17 protein-coding genes are annotated in these 22,647 nt (G+C 52.6%); 15 read left to right on the top strand and 2 right to left on the bottom strand.

What is annotated here, in order from left to right; all coding sequences use genetic code 11:
- Positions 1–12 precede the first annotated feature (12 nt).
- The 8 genes from BFO_RS02070 (at position 13) to miaB (ending at position 9,771) form a co-directional block, all read left to right on the top strand.
- Positions 13–1,341 (top strand): TolC family protein, encoded by a 1,329-nt coding sequence (locus BFO_RS02070; RefSeq protein WP_157755272.1) that lies wholly within the window; start codon positions 13–15, stop codon positions 1,339–1,341.
- 153 nt (positions 1,342–1,494) lie between these two features.
- Positions 1,495–3,030, top strand: a complete 1,536-nt coding sequence (gene zwf / locus BFO_RS02065) for a glucose-6-phosphate dehydrogenase (protein WP_014223914.1) — start codon at positions 1,495–1,497, stop codon at positions 3,028–3,030.
- Entirely contained in the window at positions 3,030–3,722 is a 693-nt protein-coding gene (pgl, locus tag BFO_RS02060) for a 6-phosphogluconolactonase (protein ID WP_014223913.1), read from the top strand. Before zwf ends, pgl begins: the two co-directional genes overlap by 1 nt.
- Positions 3,723–4,174: 452 nt before the next feature.
- Positions 4,175–4,723, top strand: coding sequence for a hypothetical protein (locus BFO_RS02055; protein ID WP_014223911.1), 549 nt, complete (start codon positions 4,175–4,177; stop codon positions 4,721–4,723).
- A 113-nt stretch (positions 4,724–4,836) separates the two neighbouring features.
- Positions 4,837–5,589 carry an acyl-[acyl-carrier-protein] thioesterase gene (locus BFO_RS02050; RefSeq protein ID WP_014223910.1) on the top strand — a complete coding sequence of 251 codons (753 nt, stop codon included), beginning with the start codon at positions 4,837–4,839 and terminating at the stop codon, positions 5,587–5,589.
- A 30-nt stretch (positions 5,590–5,619) separates the two neighbouring features.
- Complete coding sequence (locus tag BFO_RS02045) at positions 5,620–6,456, top strand: endonuclease/exonuclease/phosphatase family protein (protein ID WP_014223909.1); 837 nt, start codon at positions 5,620–5,622, stop codon at positions 6,454–6,456.
- Between the two features lie 12 nt (positions 6,457–6,468).
- Positions 6,469–7,920, top strand: a complete 1,452-nt coding sequence (locus tag BFO_RS02040; protein ID WP_014223908.1) for a metallophosphoesterase — start codon at positions 6,469–6,471, stop codon at positions 7,918–7,920.
- Between the two features lie 495 nt (positions 7,921–8,415).
- Entirely contained in the window at positions 8,416–9,771 is a 1,356-nt protein-coding gene (gene miaB / locus BFO_RS02035) for a tRNA (N6-isopentenyl adenosine(37)-C2)-methylthiotransferase MiaB (RefSeq protein WP_014223907.1), read from the top strand.
- A gap of 115 nt (positions 9,772–9,886) precedes the next feature.
- Here the strand turns inward: miaB and BFO_RS02030 are convergent, their stop codons facing one another.
- Positions 9,887–13,276 (bottom strand): glycoside hydrolase family 2 TIM barrel-domain containing protein, encoded by a 3,390-nt coding sequence (locus tag BFO_RS02030; protein ID WP_014223906.1) that lies wholly within the window; start codon positions 13,274–13,276, stop codon positions 9,887–9,889.
- A gap of 24 nt (positions 13,277–13,300) precedes the next feature.
- Entirely contained in the window at positions 13,301–13,858 is a 558-nt protein-coding gene (locus BFO_RS02025) for a DUF3332 domain-containing protein (RefSeq protein ID WP_041591040.1), read from the bottom strand.
- A gap of 198 nt (positions 13,859–14,056) precedes the next feature.
- On the opposite strand from BFO_RS02025, the gene BFO_RS02020 reads away from it, so the two are divergent.
- The 7 genes from BFO_RS02020 to BFO_RS01985 all read left to right on the top strand — a co-directional run bounded on the left by BFO_RS02020 (position 14,057) and on the right by BFO_RS01985 (position 22,630).
- Positions 14,057–15,595: a TldD/PmbA family protein gene (locus BFO_RS02020; RefSeq protein ID WP_014223904.1), complete on the top strand. Its 1,539-nt coding sequence runs from the start codon at positions 14,057–14,059 to the stop codon at positions 15,593–15,595.
- A gap of 1 nt (position 15,596) precedes the next feature.
- Entirely contained in the window at positions 15,597–16,916 is a 1,320-nt protein-coding gene (locus tag BFO_RS02015; RefSeq protein ID WP_014223903.1) for a TldD/PmbA family protein, read from the top strand.
- Between the two features lie 231 nt (positions 16,917–17,147).
- On the top strand, positions 17,148–17,597 hold the full coding sequence (locus BFO_RS02005) for a YhcH/YjgK/YiaL family protein (RefSeq protein WP_041591039.1): 450 nt from the start codon (positions 17,148–17,150) through the stop codon (positions 17,595–17,597).
- 104 nt (positions 17,598–17,701) lie between these two features.
- A complete protein-coding gene (locus tag BFO_RS02000; protein WP_014223900.1) occupies positions 17,702–18,880 on the top strand; it encodes a 4-phosphoerythronate dehydrogenase in 1,179 nt (392 codons plus the stop codon).
- 7 nt (positions 18,881–18,887) lie between these two features.
- A complete protein-coding gene (locus BFO_RS01995) occupies positions 18,888–20,219 on the top strand; it encodes an MATE family efflux transporter (RefSeq protein ID WP_014223899.1) in 1,332 nt (443 codons plus the stop codon).
- Positions 20,220–20,350: 131 nt separating this feature from the next.
- The gene (gene gnd / locus BFO_RS01990) at positions 20,351–21,802 is read left to right on the top strand and encodes a decarboxylating NADP(+)-dependent phosphogluconate dehydrogenase (protein ID WP_014223898.1); all 1,452 of its coding nucleotides are present in this window, start codon (positions 20,351–20,353) and stop codon (positions 21,800–21,802) included.
- A 33-nt stretch (positions 21,803–21,835) separates the two neighbouring features.
- Complete coding sequence (locus BFO_RS01985; protein WP_041591037.1) at positions 21,836–22,630, top strand: M48 family metallopeptidase; 795 nt, start codon at positions 21,836–21,838, stop codon at positions 22,628–22,630.
- Positions 22,631–22,647 lie beyond the last annotated feature (17 nt).

Here is a 22,647-nt window from a genome sequence, read left to right as displayed (position 1 = left end):
GGAAGATACGAAATGATGAAACGAACGAAGATGATAGGACTTTCGCTCTTATTGTTTGCCGGTATGCTCCCGGCGCAGGAGCATGCGAATGTGAAGAAATGGTCGTTGCAGGAATGTATCGACTATGCCAAAGAGCATAACCTTGAGGTGCGGATGCAGCAAATGAATGTGCAGCAGCAGGAGGTGACGCTGAGCACGGTCAGGAGCAAGCGTCTGCCGGACCTCTCAGCGAGCGCTTCGCAGGGATGGAACTTCGGACGCTCTCCTTCGGGCTATGATAATACCTATAAAGATCAAAACTCCCGTTCAACCAACTGGTCTCTCTCTACCAGCGTTCCGGTTTTCACGGGCTTTCGGATTACGAATGAGGAGGCGGTAGCCCGGCTGAACTTGCAGGCGATAGCCGCAGAGTTGGAGAAGGTGAAGGAGAATATGGAGATTACCGTCACTTCGGCTTATTTGCAGGTGCTCTACCAGAAAGAGCTGTTAGGCGTATCGAACGAGCAGCTTGCGCTCAGCCGTGAACAGCTTGAGCGCATCAGGAGCATGCACGCGGCAGGACGTGCCTCGGAAGCGCAGATTTATGAAGTCGAAGCGCAGGTGGCCAATGATGAGTTATCGGTCGTACAGGCAGAATCCGATTTGCAAATCGCTTTGCTGGGGTTGACCCAACTGCTCGAACTGCCCGGCCCCGAAGGATTTGCCGTTGAAGAGCCGGCGGGAGAGGTGGAATTTCTTCTGGCGCGCAAGCCGGAGGATATCTACCGTACGGCATTGACGACACGGGCGTCGGTACGTGCTGAAGAATTGCGCCTGAAAAGCAGCGAGAAGAATATCGGGATGGCTCGGAGCGTTTATTATCCGACCCTCTCGTTCAGGGCCGGATATAGCAATAACTACTATTTCGCCGATGGTATGGATAATCTTTCGTTCTCCGAACAGTTGAAGAAGAACCGGAATCAGTATTTGGGCTTCAACCTGAGTGTGCCCATCTTCAACCGTTGGGCTACGCGTAACGGAGTGCGCAGCGCCAAACTCGACAAACGCAGACAGGAATTACAGTTGGAGAATACGAAGAAGGCCTTGTATAAAGATATTCAGCAGGCTTACTACAATGCAGTCGCCGCCGGAGAGAAGTACAAGGCTTCGGAGGCGGCTTACGTCTCGGCGCGCAAATCGTTCGGTTATATGAATGAGAAGTTTGCCAACGGACGCGCTACGGTCTATGAGTATAATCAATCCAGAACAGGCATGACGAAAGCCATGTCGAACCGAACGCAGGCCAAGTACGAATATCTGCTGCGTAAAAAGATTATGGAGTATTACGAAGGCATCAACTGACCGGCTGCTCTGCCCTGCACTGCCTGACTGTTCTTCAGCATTCGGTCATACGTTCTTGGGATATCGTTCGTCATAATTCTCTGCCGCAACGAGAGAGATAATGACGGATTTATGCTACCTTTGTCAAAAATAACAGGACAAGAAAACAGGAACATGGAAATAAAAGAACAGAAAAACTTTATATTGGTAATCTTCGGAGCATCCGGAGATTTGACATGGCGCAAGCTGATCCCCGCGCTCTACGATATGTATTATCAGGGACTGATGCCCGAACAGTTCGGGATACTCGGGGTGGGACGCGCATCGCTGACCGACGGCGAGTTTCGTGACAAAATGGCCGGCGGAGTGAAACAGTTTGCTCCGGCTTCGTTCGTCGACGACGAATCGGTGGAACGTTTTGCCGCGAGCTTGCACTATCATGCGATGGACACGAACAATCCGGCCGATTACGAGGGGTTGAAAACACGCCTCGAGTCGCTCTCGCAAACGGTTGTATGCAATGCCAATTATCTTTATTACTTTGCCATACCCCCGTTTATGTATGCTTCCGTGGCAGAGTCGCTGCATCACGCGGGGTTGGCCTGTCAGACGGGAGGATGGAAGCGCCTTGTCATCGAAAAACCTTTCGGACACGATTACGCGAGCGCGGTGCAGCTGAACCGCGAACTGCTCCGGTATTTCGACGAGGAGCAAATCTACCGTATCGATCATTATCTGGGTAAGGAGACGGTTCAAAATATGCTGGTAACACGTTTCTCGAACAGCATCTTCGAGCCGCTGTGGAACCGGAACTACATTGAATACGTTGAAATCACCTCGTCCGAGGCGCTGGGGGTCGGGTCGCGTGCGGGTTATTACGAAACGGCCGGCGCTCTGCGCGATATGCTTCAGAATCATTTGCTCCAGTTGCTGGCCATCGCCGCGATGGAGCCGCCTGTGTCGTCCGACGCCAATGCCATCCGTAACGAGATGCTGAAAGTCTTCCTCTCCCTGCGGCGGATGACAGCGGAGCAGGTGCCCGAATACGTGGTGCGCGGACAGTACACCTCGTCGACGATTCGGGGCGTCGCACAAAAGGCTTACCGCGACGAGAAAGGGGTCGATCCGGCTTCGAAGACGGAAACGTTCGTGGCGATGAAATGTTTCATCGACAACTGGCGATGGAGTGGGGTGCCGTTCTACATCCGTACCGGCAAATGCCTGCCTACGCGCGTCACGGAAGTTGTCGTGCATTTCCGTCCCAATCCGCACCGGATTTTCGCCCGTAAGAACGGCATCGAGAACATCGGGAATCAGCTCGTCATACGTATCCAGCCCGACGAAGGTATTCTGCTCAAGTTCGGGATGAAAGTGCCCGGAGCCGGTTTCCACGTCGATCAGGTCGGCATGGATTTCCGTTACTCGTCACTCAACGAACGGCACATCCCCGACGCTTACGAACGGCTGCTGTCCGACTGCATGACAGGCGATGCAACCCTCTATCAGCGTGGCGATGCGGTAGAAGCTACGTGGCAGTTTGTGCAGCCCATCCTCGAGGCTTGGCATGAAAATCCGGCCATCCCGGTGTATGGCTATCCTGCCGGCTCGTGGGGCCCCGAACAGGCCGATGCGTTGCTCGCTGCCGACGGCTACGAATGGCGCTACCCCTGCAAAAATCTGACATCCGATAACTCTTATTGCGAACTCTGATGACACTGAACAGATATCATTCGGCAGAAGAGGCTTGTCTGCATCTGGCCGGATTGCTGTCACGTATGGCCGAAAAAGGAGCCAACGTCGCACTGTCCGGCGGCTCTACCCCGAAACTGCTTTTTCATACCATCGCAGAGAAGTACACGCAAACCGACTGGTCGAAGATACGTTTCTTCTGGGTAGACGAGCGGATGGTGCCGCAAACCGACAACGAGAGTAACTTCGGCGTCTTCCATCGTATCCTGATCGCTTCGGGCATCGTGCCCGAAACATCGGTTTTTCCCGTCCGGTACGAACGTGACGAGCATCGTTCCCTGGCCGCATACGACCAAAGCATACGCGAACAAGTTCCCTTTGCCGACGGTTTTCCGCAATTCGACTTGATCATCCTCGGCATCGGCGAAGACGGTCATACGGCCTCTATCTTCCCCGATAACTTGTCGCTTTTCGATACGGAAGATATCGTGGCTTTGGCTACTCATCCGCAGAACGGACAGCGGCGCATTACCCTTACCGGCGGTGTGATTAATCGCGCCAAAGAAGTGGTCTTCCTCTGCACCGGAGCGGGCAAGCAGGAGATTCTCGACGAGGTGATACGCAAGAAGAACCTCACGTTGCCGGCTACGCGCGTCGCACCGGCCGGAAACCTCGTTTACTGTCTCGACGAAGCCGCAGCCGGAAAGCTGTAACACACCAAAGAAAAACTAATCAATATGTCTAATCAATAAATTACAACACAATGGAACTGGGAAAATTAAACCCAGATTCGGCAATAGAACAAATAAGGATGAATTTAATTCAGGCCTTCAGCCCTTCGAACAAGGTCCGGATGTCGATCCCCCACCCTTACGGGATGGGGCTGAAATAATTCGGGCTTTCAGCCCTTTCGGGTAATGGTTATGCGTGTTACACGCTGAATCATGTACCCGGCATGACAATTAACCATTAATAAATAGGGGGGGGGAGATCATTCAGCCCAATGCGAAGCGTTGGGGGAAAAAAAGCATCGTATCTCGGCGGAGGGCTGTAAGCCTGACGTAACCATTGTCGTACATTCATACGTCCATTATTAATGGAAAACGCCCAACAGTATATCGCGTGATTTGGGTTAAAATGCGCATGGAGGGGGCTTGATCAGCGTATGCAACAACAGGAAGGATTACAGTCGGCAATTATACGGAAAATATTGCTCGACCAATCGGACAAAGCATCCAACAAAATGATCGGTTATTCTGTCGTAGGACTGGTGATCATGATGATCGGTATTCCTATTCTTCTATGGGGACAAGGTCGGGCACGCAGTTTTGTAGAAGTGCTTAATATGATGGTGTTAATCTATCTTTTGTGTGCTATTGTGACAACCATGATGCTAATTCTGAAAATCCATAGAGCCGATTTCTCGGAATCTGTTTGTGCGAAAATCAGAAAGGTAGAACGTGCCTATCGATTCTACCGACGTATGGCAATAGTGAGCTATGTGATCGGTTTTTTGCTGTTTATTACGGTGGTTATCTATTTACTTACATTGGAAGCAACATTTCCTTTGTGGTTCTGGGGGATGCTGTTCGCCCTTTTCGCTGGAGGCGGTGTCGGCGCTGTGTTTGAATACAAGCGGATTTTCTCTCGCAGTTTTAAGATCATGCTGCAAAATCTGAAAGAATTGGAAGAGTTGGAGGAAGTGAAGCCATGACCGGTGTCCTTCCCCGATTTTTATGTGATGGCGCATAAATCAGACTTCGAACGCCTCCCGTACGTCTAAAAAAACTATCTTTGCCGGAAAACAGATTCAAACAAGGTGAGGACATGAAGAAGACGGAGCAGCCCATCGGGAAAGTCGGGACGTATGCGTACCAAACAGAGGTGTATTCGCTCGATTTTAGGGGTAGGCTGACCATTCCGACCTTGGGCGACTATCTGTTACATGCGGCTACATGCCATGCGGCTGAGCGCGGCTACGGTTACGAAGATATGGAGGCTCGGAATACGGCATGGGTGCTTTCGCGGTTAGCCATCGAAATCTCTGATGAGATACGTCTGTCCGAACCGATACGGATCATGACATGGGTCGAACGAGTGGAGCGAATTTTTACGTATCGATGTTTCGAAATTACGACATCGGCTGGTGAGACGCTCGGTTATGCGCGCTCGGTATGGGCAGCGATCGATAAAACGACGCGCCGCCCCGTATCACTTGTCGAAACAGGATTGTCGGACTATCTGACGTTGCGGCCGTGTCCCGTCTCGTTATCAGGCAAGCCGGCGGCAGCTGAACAGTCGCCCGATGCCGAGGCCATGAGCTATACCGTAAAATACAGTGATCTCGATATCAACGGACATCTCAACAGTATCAAATATATGGAGGTGATGCTCGACCTGTTCGATATCGAAACGTATCGTACGCGGTCGATCGCACGGTTTGAAATCGCTTTTCTGGCCGAGGGACGCTATGGCATGAGGCTTGACCTGTATCGAAGAAGCCTCGGAGACGCACGTTATGCCACCGCCATCTGTCACGAGGGCAAAGCGGTCTGCCGTGCTGAAGTGGAATTTCGTTAATTTAATAAGTTACATAAAAATCAAAACATCATGAGAAAAATATTCGGATTATTATTGTTGCCGTTGCTACTCTCTTTTTCGGAGAAGCCGGCCGAGTTGTATGTGATGACGTTCAATATTCGTTACGATCATGCGGGAGACGGCGAAAACGCCTGGCCCCATCGCAAGGAAGTGGCGGCTGAGGTGATTCGTGCGCGTGGGGTCGATCTGCTCGGTATGCAGGAAGTCCTCGCGCATCAGTTGAATGATTTGAAGGAACGGCTGCCGGAATACCGGGCGATCGGTGCCGGACGCGAAGACGGAAAGGAAAAAGGGGAATACAGCGCGATTATGTACCGTGCCGACCGGTTCGAAGCCATCGACTCCGGGTGGTTCTGGCTGAGCGAAACGCCTGAGGTGGCCGGTTCGAAAGGTTGGGACGGCGCCTGCGAGCGCATGGCTACGTGGGCGATATTGAAGGAGAAAAAGACGGGGCGCGAGCTCTTTTTTATCAATACGCATCTCGACCATGTCGGGAAAGTAGCCCGTAGCGAAGGCGTTGCGCTGCTGCTCCGCCGCACCGAGACCTTGAGGCGCGGTCTGCCGGTGATCCTTACGGGCGACTTCAACGCCACGCCCGACACAGATGTGTTTACCCATGTGACCCGGACTTTGCGCGACAGCCGTTCCATCGCACAAAACGTGACCGGCCTTCGGGGTACGTTTCATAACTTTGGGAAGATTGTCGAAACAGAACGCCCGCTGATCGATTACGTTTTTTTGACCGGCGACTTCACCGTACAGACCTATGAAACGCTACCCGAAAAAAAAGACGGTATCTATCTTTCGGATCATGCTCCTGTAGTCGCTAAACTTGTATGGAAATAAAACGTTTTTGTCATGAGAAAGTTGTTCTTCTTCCTTGTGCTCTTATGCGTGTATGCTTGGGCATTGCCAGCGAAAGAGTCCGCTGTTACGCTCCGTTTCGATGAGGCGGGGCGCTTCCGTATCGCACAGTTTACAGACCTGCACTGGAGCCATCGCTCTCCGAACTGTGCAACGACCGTCGCGACCATCAAGCATATACTCGATACCGAAAAGCCTCATCTGGCCATTCTTACCGGCGATGTCGTGACCGATGCGCCGGCACGTGAGGCCTGGCAGGCTATCGCCGCCATTTTTGCAGAGACGAAGATCCCTTTTGCCGTCACAATGGGAAATCACGATGCTGAAGCCGGAATATCACGGAAAGAGATTTTCGCTCTGTTAAAGGATCGCCCGTATTTCGTCGGGGAGGAGGGACCGGCAGATATTTACGGCACAGGAAACTATGTATTACCCGTTATGCGTGCGCAATCGGCCGATGTTGCCGCGCTGCTCTACTGCTTCGATTCGAACGACTATCCCGCACAAACGAAATACGGGCATTACGACTGGATTCGTTTCGATCAGATCGAATGGTACAGGAAGATGAGCCGGCGTTATACGCAAGGGAACGGAGGCGTGCCGTTGCCTGCGCTCTCCTTCTTTCATATCCCACTGCCGGAGTACGATCACGTGGAGGGACGCCATACGACGCTCGGGACGAAAGGAGAAGGGAATGCTTCTCCCAAAATCAACTCGGGACTTTTTGCCTCGCTGGTTGAGATGGGAGACGTCATGGGGGTGTTTGCCGGGCATGATCATGACAACGATTTTATCGGGATCGAGTACGACATCGCTTTGGCTTTCGGACGGGTCACGGGGACGGATGCGTACGGCAAACTCGAACGCGGTGCGCGGATCATCGAGTTGTATCAGGACAAGTTCCGGTTCGATACGTGGATTCGTACCCCATCGGGGAAAGAGCAGCTTTATTACTTCCCTTCGGGACTTTCGGCAGCCGACGAAACGGGTATGCAGTACCTGCCTGCGCTCGAGGGTGCTCCTTCCAAACAGGGCGTGAGCTATATATACTATGAAGGCGATTTCCAATCGACGCGCCAGATGACGCAGAGTGAACCGGCCGGGAAAGGAACGATGCCTGCGCTCTCGATTCGTGAAGCCCCGCGCGAAGATCACTTCGGCTACGAGTTCCGGACATGGATTAACATTCCTGAACGAGGCGTCTATCGTTTTTATACGTTCTCCGACGACGGTTCGCGCCTGCTGATCGACGGACATGAGGTAGTCGATAACGACGGTTCCGGCAGCCCGCGGCGGAAGGACGGCAAGATCGCACTGGAGGCGGGATGGCATGAACTGAAAGTGCTCTATTTCGAAAGTTATATGGGGCAGGTGCTGGAAGTCGGCTTTTCGAGCAAAGAGATCCGGGAAACGACTTTATCCGAAAACATGCTTTTTGTGCCTTGATAATTAAGAAATAGGGGGATCAAATCCCCCCCCCCCTATTTCTTAGAATAGACTGAAAATCTATTCTATCAAAGAATAAATATTCAATAGGATTTCAAAGAAGTCCTACCATTCTCCCCATTCTCTTACCGCTAGAATTATTTTAAATGCAACTGTAGTCGAGTGGTAGATAAACGACTATAGCCCGTCTTTAATCTTTTTTTTCATTTTGTTAAAAAAGTTTTTATTAAATATTACCAACTACATCAGTATGTGAATATGCTGAAGGTTGGATTTAGTCGCAAAGATATAAAAAAAAATAATATAATCAAAATTATTGGATAAAACATTATATGTATCAAGGAATGCAATCCGGCATATTATTCCTAAAGTATTTCATATCTTCGACAACTATGGATTGTTTGGATTAACATCTGTTTAGGAGTGAAATCCGGGGGTATGTTACGGAAATTGAAGATTATCGTGTAAATTTGCGCCCTTATTTTTTGGAAAGGAATGGAGATAGAAACAAAAAGACATACGGGCGATCGCCGGTTATATATTGAAACATACGGATGCCAGATGAATGTGGCGGATAGCGAGGTCGTGGCTTCGGTCATGCAGACTGACGGATACGAACTGACGAACGATATCCGTGAGGCAGACGCGATCTTCGTCAATACCTGTTCGGTGCGCGACAATGCCGAACAGCGTGTCGTCGGGCGATTGCAATACTTTCAGTCGTTGCGCAAGCAAAAGAAACATCTGATTATCGGGGTACTCGGTTGTATGGCCGAGCGCGTCAAAGAGGAACTGGTGAATCGGCACGGCGCCGATCTGGTGGCCGGCCCCGACTCGTACATGGATTTGCCGAACCTTGTCGGAGCCGTAGAGCGGGGCGAGAAGGCGATCCATGTCGAATTGTCGACGCAGGAAACATATCGCGACGTGATCCCGCTCAAGATGGCGGGTGTGCACGTGACCGGCTTCGTCTCCATCATGCGCGGCTGCAATAACTTCTGCTCCTACTGTATCGTGCCTTACACGCGCGGACGGGAGAGAAGCCGCGACATCGACAGCATTCTGAACGAGATACGCGACATGCGGCAGAAAGGTTACAAAGATGTGACGCTGCTCGGGCAAAATGTTAACTCGTACCGTTACGAGACACCCGACGGTAAAATCATCGGTTTCCCTCAGCTTCTCGACCGGGTGGCGGAGGCTGTGCCCGAGATGCGCATCCGTTTTATGACCTCGCACCCGAAAGATATGAGCGACGAGATGCTCTACGTCATGGCCGCACACAAAAACATCTGCAAATTTATTCATCTGCCGGCACAGTCGGGCAGTTCGCGTATGCTGGCCGTGATGAATCGTAAATACACACGCGAGTGGTACCTCGACCGCATCGCCGCCATACGCCGCATCCTGCCGGAGTGCGCCATCTCGACCGATCTCTTTTGCGGCTATCATTCCGAAACGGAGGAAGATTACGAAGAAACCTTGTCGCTGATGCGCGAAGTGGGCTATGACGCAGCTTTTATGTTCAAATATTCCGAGCGACCGGGCACATATGCCGCCAAACATCTCCCCGACGATGTGTCGGAGGAGGTGAAGGTCAGACGATTGCAGGGAATGATCGAATTGCAGAATCAGCTCTCGGAAGCAAGCAACCGCCGCGACATCGGGAAAACATTCGAGGTGCTTGTGGAAGGGTTCTCCAAACGGTCGCGCGACCGCCTGTTCGGACATACGGAACACAACAAAGTTGTGATTTTCGATAAGGGCAATCACCGCATCGGCCGGTATGTGAACGTGCGTATCGAAGATGCTACTTCGGCGACGCTCTTGGGACAAGCTGTCGACGACTGACGACTCTCTCTCTGTCCCAACATCTGACACACTACATCAGAAGATAAAAATGTCCCGGGGCCGTATGGGGCAGCGGCTCCGGGACAAATGATCATGTCTGAAAAGCGTTGTCTCGTTAATCCTGCTTCTTCACGGGTGATGATCCGCTTTTGTTTCCGTACGTCATCCGGCTTTTTGCCTGCACTTCCGATGCACTGCTGACAGGAACAAAGGTGAATCCCCACCGGTAATTGCGATTGGCCGGTAAAGAATGTTCCGGCAACGGACGGTCTCCCCAGCTATCGTAGCCGGCTACACCTTGCTGCTTGAGGTCGATGCACACCTCAACGAAATCGCGGGGCGTGATGTCGTTGATATGATGCTGCCGGCGAAGGCGATTCTTAGCTTTCGCCTCATCGTGATCGGCGATCATTTCAGGAGTAAAGTTGTTCCACTGGCGTGGGAGATGGGTTTTCTCTTCGTCGTCAAAATCTTCGATCGCATTACGTAAAGCATTGAACTCAATCAGGCTGTCTGCCACGATGAGCAGTCCGCCCCCGTTTCCGGCAGTGAGGGAGAGCCAGCGCGTATCGCAGTGATGTCCGTTTTCTTGCGGTCTGACGTACGGGAAATACAGCTGATCGGCCGTCGATTGGTAGAGCCCGACAGGCGTACCCGCTTTCCGGTCCCAGTAGTTCTCTTCCGGTCCACGCCCGAAATACCGCACCGTATTCATCGATGCGGGCAGACGGAAACGTACGCCGATACGTGGCACGTTCAGTTGGGAAGCCTCTTTGCGGGCTGCCTCTTTGCCGGGAGTGAACGTTGCCGTGCGGGTTGCTTCGGACGCTTCTGCCTCGGCGGCGCTCAGCTCGGTCGATGTGAAACGTGCCGATACGTTCATTACGCCACTCGGAGAAATGGTATAATCTACGATATACAGGTTTCCGGCAGGCAACAGGAACGTCGTGCCGACAATCGCCTGATTCCCTTCGATACGAGCCGTTGCGTCGGTGACGTGAAAATGACGGCTGCTCTGCTTCCAGATTTGTTCGCGTTCGGGGGCGCCGTTGCCGTAGTCGTTATCGGTCGGGGCACGCCAGAAGTTGGGCCGGAGGCCGAAGCCGTCATGAAAATATTCCTTGCCGCCGACCTTGTAGGAGGTGACGATGCCGTTCTTTTTGTCGAAGACGAATTGCACCTTCGGCGACGAAACGACGATCCGGTCACCTTCATTCACAATCTGCGGTTTAGCTCCACCGGCTTTATATTGCGGGCGATTCGTCTGTTCCGAAAGACGGAACTGATCGTGAGCAATCACATGTCCCGCAGGGATTACGCCGTCTTTCTCTTTCGTTACGACAGACAGATTGACGAAACATTCCGACGATCCTTTGGGCACAAACGTACGGACGGTTGTCGATTCCTGCGGTTTCAGGGTTACAGGCAGCACCTTTTCCTGCAAGGTTTTTCCGTCAGCCATGAGCCGGCAGATGATGTTATAGCGGTTGTCGATAGAGGTGAAGTAGAAACGGTTGGTGATACGCACTTCGCCTGTTTGAGTATCGACCGGTTCGAAGCCTACGTTTTGATGAGCGTATTTCACTTCGGCCATCGCCGGGTGCGGGGTACGGTCGGGACTGACGATGCCGTTACAGAGGAAATTGCCGTCGCTCGGTGCGTTGACGCCGTAATCGCCTCCGTAAGCCCAGTAGGTACGTCCGTTTTTATCCGTCTCGCGAATGCCCTGATCGACCCAGTCCCAGATGAATCCGCCTTGCAAGTTCGGATATCGGTAAATTGCCTGCCACTGCTTCCAAAGATTTCCGTTCGAGTTTCCCATGGCATGCGAATATTCCGACGGCACGACAGGACGGTCACTCCCTTCGCGACCGATTTTCTCTAACCAGTCGGCACTCGGATATTGCGGCACATACATGTCCGTGTTCCATTCCCACAACGCACGCTCATAGTTCACGGGGCGGTCTGCTCCGTCCTTCTCCTTATTTTTTATGTATAGATATGTCTGATAAAAATTGTATCCGTTACCGGCCTCGTTGCCGAGTGACCAGAGTGTGATGCTCGGAAAATTCTTGTGACGCTCGTACATATTCATCGTCCGATCCATATGCGGGACAAGCCATTCGGGATTATTGCCGAGCGTACCTCCTTTGCGCAGATCGTAATACATTCCGTGCGACTCGATGTTGGCCTCGTCATACACATAAAGCCCGTATTCGTCGCACAATTCGTAGAAGCGGCGGCTTTGCGGATAATGACACAGGCGCACGGCATTCAGGTTATGAAGTTTCATCAGTTCAAAATCGCGACGCATCAACGCTTCGGTCACGTAATGCCCCGTCTCGGGATTATGCTCGTGGATGTTTACTCCTTTAAACTTAATCGGCTGACCATTGAAAAGCATGACGGTGTAGGGCTTTCCGTTAGCTGCAAGCGCTTCGGTTTGCTTCATTTCGAAACGGCGGAAGCCGACACGATAAGGCACGGCCTCACACGCGTTGCCGTTTGCTTCGACCGTCATAACGATACGGTACAGGTGGGGCTGTTCGGCACTCCACCGCGCCACTTTCTCCAACAGGTTTCCGAACGAGAAGGTCTGCGTTGTGCCGGCTTCTACCGATAACGTACGGTTGCCTGTCGCAACTTCAGCCCTGTGCTCATCGATCAATCGATATGAGACCGTTACGTTTTCGGCTTTCGACGAATGATTTTTTACATCGACGGCAAGGCGAAAAATGCCATTCAGGTACGAATCGTCGAGTGTTGAAACGATACGGAAATCGTTCACGGCGATTTTAGGTTGTGACCAAAGGTAGACGTCACGCTCGATACCACTGATGCGCCAAAAATCCTGACATTCGAGGTACGACCCGGTGCTCCACCGGAATATTTTCAGGGTCACGATATTCTTTCCCTGCTTCAAATACGGATTGATCAGGAACTCGGCCGGATTTTTGGAATCCTCGCTGTATCCAACCTCCCGGCCGTTGATGTAGACGTACAGCCCCGATTTGGCTCCATTGATATGCAGATACACGTCGCGTCCGTCCCAACCTGCGGGAATTTCGAAGTCACGACGATAGATGCCCACCGGATTGTTTTCGGGCAATGCGGGAGGTTGCGGATTGCGCGGCTTGAACTCGTAGCCGTGATTCGTGTAAATAGCCGTGCCGAAGCCTTGCATTTCCCAGTTGCCAGGCACTTGGATGTCGTTCCATGATGCGGTATGTACATCGGCTGACGTGGCATCGGCCGGAAGCTTTTTATAGCTGTCGACATACAGAAATTTCCATGTGCCGTTAAGCGACAGATAATACTTGCTCTGTTCAAAAGGCGTACTCCCTGCCGTTCGGGCATCGTCGTAACTCATAAATTCGGTACGCGGTTTTTCTTTGTTCACCGCTACGGTTTGTATGTCCTGCCAATACGGCAGACCGGACGATTGCGCGCACAAAGATCCGGTAAGAGAAAGGCAGAACATGCCCGTCAAGAAATAGTTCTTCATAGAAAATAAAATAGGAATGTTAAATTAATTAGCTGCAAAATAAGTCAGTTTCTCTACGGCTTGACGGAATGCCAAGGTTCCGGCACGGCTTAGCTCGACGTTCATTTCTCTGCCGTCGGGTAGGTACATCACCACTTCATCACACTTCTCGGTAAAGCGGAAGAGCCGGTGCGACTGATCGCCGCTCACCACGCTCCATGTACGGTCAGCCTTGTCGAACACAAGGTCGATGCCTTCAGTTCCACCTTCTTTCCGGATGTGGTAGCCATTGGGTTGGGTGCGAATGGTGTACTGTCCGTTTTCGGATTCGACAGTTTGCGTTTCGGGCATCGAGGAAATCGGGTTGTCTCCGCTCCAAAATTCGATGGTGTTCAATACCAGTGTATCGGCAAGAATGGAGACCCCATATACCGGGACGATGCAGAAAGCAACGAAAACAAGTTCGTTTACCAATTTATTGTCGAGGCTGCGGTTCCAGCTCAACAGTCCGTTCGTCAGCTTAAAGGAGCCGATACACGAAGAGAATAAGAGGCTCCCGGCCAACCATGCTGCGACGGTCATGCTTACGTTTTTTCTGTTCATAATGTTTCTCTGTTTTTTTGTTTGGGCAAAGATAAGCGAACTGTGGCAGAATGCCAAACGAAGAGAAGGCATTCCGCCTCCCGACACGAACAACCGTGGAACGTCCTGACCATACATTGAAGATTTCTCTTTCCGCGGCTCCGTATTTTTTCTTTTTCTTGTTACCTTTGTAGCCATGAACGTAAAAAACATCTACCTATGTCAATCAATCGACGTGAGTTCATCAAAGCGGGAGGATGGGCGATGCTGAGTTCAATGGCCGCCTCTTCCATGGTAACCGGTTGTGACCTGAACGCATCGACGGCCAAAGGCTCGAGTCCCTTGTCGTTCGTCATGCAACTCTTCGGCGTTACGGAGAGCCAGCTCCGGCAGGTCCTTGCGGCAGCTCTGGAGAAAGGAGGCGATTATGCCGATCTGTTTTTCGAACATTCGTATTCCAATAACATCGGTCTCCAAGACGGCGTCGTCAACCGTGCATCCTCGAACATTGACTTCGGGATGGGCGTGCGCGTACTGTCAGGCGATCAGACCGGTTATGCCTACGTAGAGCAGATCACCCTTGACGAGATGCTCAAAGCCGCCCGCACGGCTGCGCGCATTGCCGAAAGCGCCACCCCGAAAGCGCCCGCAGGTTTGACGGACGTCTCACTCAAATACAATTATTATGCGGTGGAGAAGTCGTGGGATGAGATGATCGTCAAGGATAAGATGCCCTACATTCAAAAGCTCAACGATCGCATCTTCGCGCTCGATTCGCGCGTCACGAAGGTATCGGCCGGACTGGGTGATACGACTTCACACATCCTGTTCTGCAACTCGGAAGGACAGATGTATTACGACTATCGCCCGATGGTCAGTCTCTCGGCATTGTGCATCATGCAGGAAGGCGACAAGATCGAAAGCAATTACACCTCGCGGTCGTTCCGCATGGGCGCCGAGTTTCTGACGGACAATATCGTCGAGACACTTGCGAAAGAAGCCATCGAGCGTACCTCGATCCTGTTTCAGGCCATCAAACCCAAAGGGGGCGAGATGCCGGTCGTGATGGGAGCTGGAGGTTCGGGCATTCTGTTGCACGAGGCTATCGGCCATACGTTCGAGGCCGATTTCAACCGTAAGAAGACATCGATCTTCTCCGATAAACTGAATCAAAAGGTTTGTAACGAGAACATCAATATTGTAGACGACGGCACACTGCCGTTTAACCGCGGGGCCGTCAACATCGACGACGAGGGGACGGAAGGACAGAAAACATACATTGTGCGCAACGGCGTACTGACAAGCTACCTGCACGACCGCATCAGCGCGAAACATTATCAGGTAACCCCGACGGGCAACGGGCGGCGTGAATCGTTCCGTAACGTTCCGCTTCCGCGCATGCGCTCCACTTACATGGAGGCGGGCAGCCATAGCGAAAAAGAAATCATTGCAGCCGTGAAGAAGGGCGTGTACGTGTCGAACTTCACGAACGGACAGGTACAGATCGGTGCCGGCGATTTCACGTTCTTCGTCAAGAGCGGCTACCTGATCGAAGACGGAAAACTGACACAGCCGATTAAAGACATCAACATCATCGGCAACGGCCCCCAGGCGCTGGCCGATATCACGATGGTAGGGTCTAACTTCAAGACGGACGACAGCACGTGGACGTGTGGCAAGGACGGGCAGTCGTGCCCTGTGACGGTCGGGATGCCGTCGGCATTGGTAAGTAAATTAACGGTAGGAGGAGAGAGTTGATATGATTACGAACCCTCAGAAAGAACTGGCGCGATGGGTGATGGAGTACGCATTGAAGAACGGCTGTCAGGCTGCCCGCGTTGCGCTTTACAACAATTCCAATACTTCGTTCGATATTCGCGACATGAAAATCGACCGGCTACAACAGGCATCGGAAAACGGCATGTCGATCCATCTTTTCACAGACGGCCGCTACGGATCGTTCTCAACCAACCGTTTAGACCGGAAAGAGTTGGAATCATTCATTCGTAACGGCATCGATTCGACACGCTATCTGGCCGAAGACAAAGCGCGCACCTTGCCCGATCCAGCCCTGTATTATAAGGGCGGCGGAGCAGACCTGCAACTCTACGATGCAGCGTTCGAATCCGTACATCCGGACGACAAGGTAGGGCTGGCCATGAAGGTCTGCGACGAAATCATGGGAAAGGATGAACGCATCATCTCCGCCGGCTCGTCGTATAACGACGGAGATAACTTCCGCTATATGGTAGCCAGCAACGACTTCGAGGGCGAAGCGTCGAATTCCTTCTTCTCGCTCGTCGGTACGGTCAGCATCAGAGGCGAAGGCGATGCGCGTCCGGAATCGTACTGGTTCGACTCATCGCTCTACTACGGCACCCTGATAAAGGAAGGCATCGGTACGAAGGCGCTCGAACGCGTGCGCCGCAAACTCGGACAACGCAAAATCGCTTCGGCACGCATGCCGATGGTCGTGGATTTTTTAAGCTCCGCCCGACTGCTTTCGCCGGTCATCAATGCACTCTACGGATCATCCATCCAACAGAAAAATTCGTTCTTGTTAGACAAACTTAACCAAAAGACGCTCGGCGAAAAGATGACGCTCACGGATGAGCCGCACCTGCTGCGATCTTCCGGCGCACGTTACTTCGACAACGAAGGTATCGCCACGCAGCAACGGAAAGTCTTCGATCAGGGAATCCTGCAAACGTACTACATCGATACGTACTATGCCAATAAGCTGGGTACACAGCCCACCGTCAGCTCTCCCTCGATCCTGACCATGCCGCTCGGCACAAAGGATATGAACGGGCTCGTCGCATCGGTCGACAAAGGCGTGCTCGTTACCGGTTTCAACGGTGGCAACTGCAACACGACAACGGGCGACTTCTCGTACGGCATCGAAGGGTTTCTGATCGAGAAGGGGCAGCTCACGCAGCCGGTCAACGAGATGAACATCACGGGCAACATGCTCACGCTCTGGTCAAGTCTGGCCGAAACAGGCAACGACCCGCGTTTCTCGTCAAGCTGGCGTATCCCCTCGCTGCTCTTCGACGGGGTGGACTTCAGCGGAATCTGACCTTCAGGTAAAATAAACTGCCTCGGGCTGCGTATGCTTGAGGCAGTTTGTTTTTTTCAGACACATTGTAAAACGGCAACACCTTTTCAACAGCCGCTTTAAAATCATTTGTGGCTATTTTGCATTTATTCGTATAACAAAAAAACGTTCCGGCAGTTATTAATAACGGAAAACGACGCCGGACGAAAGCACTCGCATGCTCTCGTCCGGCCATCTGAAAACAGATATATGATGATAGTAGATTCTTTACAGAACTCGAAACATGTCGAGTCTTTACACCCTTTGTTCAAAAAAGCCTTCGATTATCTTAAAGAGACGGATTTCTCGCAGATAGAAGACGGTAAAATCGAAACGGACGATCCGCGCCTGTTTTTCTCCGTCTCCACGCTTCGCGGCAAAGACCCGCAGGATGCCGTAATGGAAACGCATGAGAAATACATCGATATCCAGACCCCCATCATCGGGGTGGAAAGCATCGGATGGAAAGCCGGCGACGAGCTGATGATCATCTCCCAGCCCTACGATGCCGAAAAAGACCTCACGCTCTATTACGATTTCCCGACTACCTACACCAAACTGTATCCCGGACAGTTCGCCGTCTATTTTCCCGAAGACGGGCACGCGCCGGGCATCGGACAGGGGAACATCCGCAAGGTCGTGGCCAAAGTAGCGGTCGAGTAAGGGAGTAATCCGTCCGTCGGCACTTATCTTCCTCAATGAGGAGTGTTTATGTGGTTTTGTGTGATGCTTGCAACGGCTACACAAGAACCAAACAGTTTTGTGTGATGGCAGAAACGCACGTTTTTTATGCTACCTTTGCCGGTCGAATGGAACGACTGAAAATTATTGCCGACGATAAAATCCCTTTCCTCAAAGGGGTGATGGAACCTTATGCCGACATCGTTTACCTGCCCGGGACAGCCATCACAGCTTCCGACGTGAAAGATGCCGACGCCCTGTTTACCCGCACGCGCACCTTGTGCAACGAAACGCTGCTGAAGGGCAGCCGTGTCCGGCTGATTGCCACGGCAACCATCGGGTACGATCATATCGACACGGACTATTGCGATGCGGCAGGCATCCGATGGATCAATGCACCGGGGTGTAACGCTTCGTCCGTACAGCAATATATTGCGGCGGCATGCGTCATGCTGGCGCATGAACGGGCATTGCGACTGGCCGACACGACGATCGGAGTGATCGGCGTGGGAAACGTCGGTCGCAGAGTGGCGGCAGCCGCCGAAGCGCTCGGCATGCGTGTCCTCCTGAATGACCCGCCGCGCGCCGAACGCGAAGGAGATGCGGCTTTTGTTCCGTTGGAACATTTGTTGAATGAAAGCGATATCGTTACGTGTCATACGCCGCTGACGTGCGAAGGGGCGTACCCGACATACCATCTGGCTTCGGACGATTTCTTCGGCCGGATGAAAGGCGGCGCGGTATTTATCAACTCGTCGCGAGGAGCGGTGGCCGACTCCGGCGCGCTTAAAAGGGCTTCGCGAGGAAAACTGTCTGCCTTCATCCTCGATACGTGGGAAAACGAACCGGCCATCGACCTCGATCTGCTGCGCGACGCTTTCATCGGCACTCCTCACATTGCCGGGTATTCGTCGGACGGAAAAGCGAACGGAACGGCCGCCTGCGTGCATGAATTTTGTCGCTTCTTCGGCCTCGACGCCCTGCGCGACTGGTATCCCGCCGATATTCCGCCTCCTCCCATGTCTGCAACGCTCGCCATCGACGGCGCCGGTAAAACAGCCGAGGCGGTTTTTTACGAAGCCGTGACGCATACCTATCCTATCGTGCAGGACAGCGAACGGCTGAAACAGTCGCCCGCCATGTTCGAGAAACTGCGCGGAGACTATTGGATACGGCGCGAATGTAAGCACTTCAGCCTGCACCTTACCCGCGTCGCCGAAGAAACACGAAACGGACTGGCCGGGTTGGGGTTTACTCTACGATGAGAGGAAGATGGCTCTGAAATACACCGATACCGACCGTCATATTCTTCGTCTGGCCGTTCCGAATGTTATTTCCAACATTTCCGTGCCGCTGCTCGGTATGGCTGATACGGCCATTGCCGGCCGGTTGGGCGACGACGCGAATATCGCGGCCTTGTCGATCGGGACTACCATTTTCAACTTTATCTACTGGAACTGCGCCTTTCTGCGCATGGGTACGAGCGGCATCACGGCGCAAGCCTGTGGCGCGGGACGCCACGCCGAATGTGCCAACATGCTCGTGCGAGCCGTTTGGTTAGCCTTGGTCCTTGCGGTGCTGATCCTCGTCTTCCAACAGCCGATAGGGAAGTATTCGCTGGCGCTCATGCAGGGCAGCGACAAAGTGCAGGCGCTGGCTGCCGAATATATTTTCGCGCGTATCCGGGCTGTGCCCGCGTCGGTTCTTCTCTTCGCCATTCAAGGCTGGTACATCGGGATGCAGGACGCACGCACGCCGATGTACATCGCCATCCTCTCGAACGTAGCCAACATCGTGTTCAGTGTCGGATTCGTTTTCGGTCTGGGGATGGGCATTTCGGGGGTAGCTTGGGGCACCGTCGTGGCACAATATGCGGGGCTGATCATGGCGGTGGTGTTCTGGCTTGTGAAGTATCGTCCGTACAGCGCTTATTTCAGCCTCCGTGATTCGCTCAGGCTGGCTCCCCTCGTTCGTTTCCTGCATATCAACAAAGATATCTTTCTGCGTACATTCTGCATCGTTATTGCCTACACGTTTTTTACGGCCGCTTCGGCACGCTTCGGCGACGTGATACTGACGACGAATACCTTGCTGATGCAGCTCTTCACCCTCTTCTCCTATCTGGCCGACGGATTCGCCTACTCGGCCGAAGCGCTTTCCGGCCGTTTCGTGGGCGAACGCAACACTGAGACCCTACACCGGTTTATCCGCCGGCTGATGGGCTGGTCATTCCTCATCGCCGTGCTGTTTGTCGGCTTATACCTCGTCGGATGGAAAGAAATCTTAGGGGTTTTTTCCCCTTCGGACGAGATCATTGCCTGTGCCGGACAATACATCGGGTGGGTTATTGCCGTGCCGCTCATCGGGGCTGTACCGTTTATGATCGATGGCATCATGATTGGAGCCACACGGACAAAGATTTTACGCAACACCGTTTTCCTCTCCACCGTCCTCTATCTGGCAAGTTTTTATGCTTTGTCGCCGTGGCTCGGTAATACGGCGCTCTGGATCGCTTTTTTGATTTTCCTCTCCGCACGCGGACTGTTGCTCTATTTTGCTTCCGACCGGCTGAACGTCGAAAAAATAATCCACGACCGCTTTTGATATTCCAACTGTTTTTCACTACTTTTGCAGATACCTCGTAAAGAGAGACATCGTGAAAAACGGTCTCGAACAGAAAACAATCAGACCTTTTCACTTGGAATGTAATAAGAATAACAAACGATTAAACTGACATGAATCGATTAGCAGATATCGGACTGATAGGTCTCGCCGTGATGGGCGAAAACCTCGTACTCAATATGGAGAGTAAAGGCTTTACGGTAGCCGTTTTCAACCGTACAGTGGCGAAGGTCGACAAATTCGTTGACGGACGCGGCAAGGGCAAGAATTTCATTGCGGCACATTCGATCGAAGAACTTTGCCGATCGCTCAAACGTCCGCGCAAGGTGATGCTCCTCGTCAAAGCGGGGCAGGCGGTCGACGACTTTATCGAACAACTGATCCCCTTCCTTGAACCGGGCGATGTGATTATCGACGGGGGGAACACGCATTTCCCCGATACCGTTCGCCGCATGAAATACGTCGAAAGCAAAGGACTGCTATATATCGGTACCGGAGTCTCGGGGGGCGAAGAGGGCGCGCTGAACGGCCCGTCGATGATGCCCGGAGGGTCGAAAGCCGCCTGGGAACTTGTCAAACCGATCTTCCAATCCGTCTGTGCGCAGGCCGACGGAATGCCTTGCTGCGACTGGGTAGGCGAAGACGGTGCCGGACATTTCGTCAAGATGGTACACAACGGCATCGAGTATGGCGACATGCAGCTTATTGGCGAAACATATCAGATGATGAAAGAGTTACTTGGCCTGTCGAACCTCGAGATGCACGACGTTTTCAAGGAATGGAACAAGGGCGAGCTGGACAGTTACCTGATTGAGATTACCCGCGACATCCTTGCCTGTCGCAACGAGGCAGGCGAGTTTGTCATCGACCGGATACTCGACACTGCCGGTCAGAAAGGCACCGGCAAATGGACGGCCGTCGTAGCTCTCGACGAGGGGGTGCCTCTGACCCTGATTGCCGAGGCCGTATTCGCCCGTTGTTTGTCTGCACAAAAAGACGAGCGTGTGGCAGCCTCGCACGAATTGTGTTGCCCCGCACCCTCTTTCTCCGGAGATAAAAAAGCGTTTATCGAAGATCTTCGGCAAGCCCTGTATGCCTCCAAGATCGTATCGTATGCTCAAGGCTATGCCTTGATGCGCGAAGCTGCCCAAACATACGGATGGGAGTTGAACAATGGCGGCATCGCCCTGATGTGGCGCGGCGGATGCATCATCCGCTCGGCTTTCCTCGGAAAAATCAAAGAAGCGTTCGACAGGAATCCCGACCTCACCAACCTGCTGCTCGATCCGTTCTTCAAAGAAAAGGTACTGGCGGCGCAGGCAAGCTGGCGACGCGTCGTAGCCGCCGCTGCAATGAACGGCATCCCCATACCGTCGATGAGCGCCGCGCTCAACTACTTCGACGGATATCGTACCGAACGTTTGCCGGCCAATCTGCTGCAAGCGCAACGCGACTATTTCGGCGCACATACCTACGAACGTACCGACCGGCCGCGCGGCGAATTTTTCCATACGAACTGGACCGGTAAGGGAGGAGATACATCCGCATCGACGTATACGGCGTAAAATCTCTATTCTTCACATATGAATATAAACAACATGAAAAAGATGCTTTTTTTTTGCATGGTGGCGCTATTGGCAGCCTCATGCAGTACCGTGCCGTTGACGGGTAGAAGGCAGATGCTGCTAGTCTCCGATTCGGAGTTGCTGACAGCCAGTCTGACTCAGTATGACCAATATATGAAGACGGCAAAGAAATCGACCGATAAAGACAAGACAGCTACCGTAGTGCGTGTCGGCAAAAAAATTGCCGAAGCGACCGAAACTTATCTGAAGCAAAACGGTCTGGAAAATGAACTGAAGCATTTCAGATGGGAGTTTAATCTGATTAATGACAATCAAGTGAATGCTTTCTGCATGCCCGGAGGCAAAATCGTGGTCTACGAAGGATTGCTCCGGTTGACAGCTTCGGACGACGAGTTGGCGGTCGTTGTCGGTCATGAAGTGGCGCACGCCGTGGCCAAGCATAGCAATGAACGTATGAGTCAAGGGTTAATGACCCAATTTGGGGCTTCTATTGTCAATGCCGCACTCAGTGAAAGATCGATGGCCATGCGACAGTTGGGGGCAACCGTTTTCGGACTGGGTGCACAGCTGGGTGTCATTCTTCCCTACTCCCGCAAACATGAATCCGAGGCCGACTATATGGGTTTGGTGTTTATGACCATGGCCGGATATAATCCGGAGGTGGCTGTTACGTTCTGGCAAAAAATGTCGACAGCCGGAAACGGGGGGACTCCCGAAGTGCTGAGCACACACCCCAGCGATGCAACACGCATCGCCGCCATCAAAAGGTATCTGCCTGAGATGGGAAAATATAAAATGAAGAATTAATCTAACTCCGTTCCCTT

The sequence above is a fragment of the Tannerella forsythia 92A2 genome, from assembly GCF_000238215.1.
Taxonomy (GTDB): domain Bacteria; phylum Bacteroidota; class Bacteroidia; order Bacteroidales; family Tannerellaceae; genus Tannerella; species Tannerella forsythia.
This window is presented reverse-complemented; position numbering and strand designations above follow the sequence as displayed.

What these genes read in the sequence shown, in the direction of transcription:
- BFO_RS02070 (WP_157755272.1), top strand. Translation starts at nt 13, where the DNA reads ATGATGAAACGAACGAAGATGATAGGACTTTCGCTCTTATTGTTTGCC.
- zwf (WP_014223914.1), top strand. Translation starts at nt 1,495, where the DNA reads ATGGAAATAAAAGAACAGAAAAACTTTATATTGGTAATCTTCGGAGCA.
- pgl (WP_014223913.1), top strand. Translation starts at nt 3,030, where the DNA reads ATGACACTGAACAGATATCATTCGGCAGAAGAGGCTTGTCTGCATCTG.
- BFO_RS02055 (WP_014223911.1), top strand. Translation starts at nt 4,175, where the DNA reads ATGCAACAACAGGAAGGATTACAGTCGGCAATTATACGGAAAATATTG.
- BFO_RS02050 (WP_014223910.1), top strand. Translation starts at nt 4,837, where the DNA reads ATGAAGAAGACGGAGCAGCCCATCGGGAAAGTCGGGACGTATGCGTAC.
- BFO_RS02045 (WP_014223909.1), top strand. Translation starts at nt 5,620, where the DNA reads ATGAGAAAAATATTCGGATTATTATTGTTGCCGTTGCTACTCTCTTTT.
- BFO_RS02040 (WP_014223908.1), top strand. Translation starts at nt 6,469, where the DNA reads ATGAGAAAGTTGTTCTTCTTCCTTGTGCTCTTATGCGTGTATGCTTGG.
- miaB (WP_014223907.1), top strand. Translation starts at nt 8,416, where the DNA reads ATGGAGATAGAAACAAAAAGACATACGGGCGATCGCCGGTTATATATT.
- BFO_RS02030 (WP_014223906.1), bottom strand. Translation starts at nt 13,276, where the DNA reads ATGAAGAACTATTTCTTGACGGGCATGTTCTGCCTTTCTCTTACCGGA.
- BFO_RS02025 (WP_041591040.1), bottom strand. Translation starts at nt 13,858, where the DNA reads ATGAACAGAAAAAACGTAAGCATGACCGTCGCAGCATGGTTGGCCGGG.
- BFO_RS02020 (WP_014223904.1), top strand. Translation starts at nt 14,057, where the DNA reads ATGTCAATCAATCGACGTGAGTTCATCAAAGCGGGAGGATGGGCGATG.
- BFO_RS02015 (WP_014223903.1), top strand. Translation starts at nt 15,597, where the DNA reads ATGATTACGAACCCTCAGAAAGAACTGGCGCGATGGGTGATGGAGTAC.
- BFO_RS02005 (WP_041591039.1), top strand. Translation starts at nt 17,148, where the DNA reads ATGATAGTAGATTCTTTACAGAACTCGAAACATGTCGAGTCTTTACAC.
- BFO_RS02000 (WP_014223900.1), top strand. Translation starts at nt 17,702, where the DNA reads ATGGCAGAAACGCACGTTTTTTATGCTACCTTTGCCGGTCGAATGGAA.
- BFO_RS01995 (WP_014223899.1), top strand. Translation starts at nt 18,888, where the DNA reads ATGGCTCTGAAATACACCGATACCGACCGTCATATTCTTCGTCTGGCC.
- gnd (WP_014223898.1), top strand. Translation starts at nt 20,351, where the DNA reads ATGAATCGATTAGCAGATATCGGACTGATAGGTCTCGCCGTGATGGGC.
- BFO_RS01985 (WP_041591037.1), top strand. Translation starts at nt 21,836, where the DNA reads ATGAAAAAGATGCTTTTTTTTTGCATGGTGGCGCTATTGGCAGCCTCA.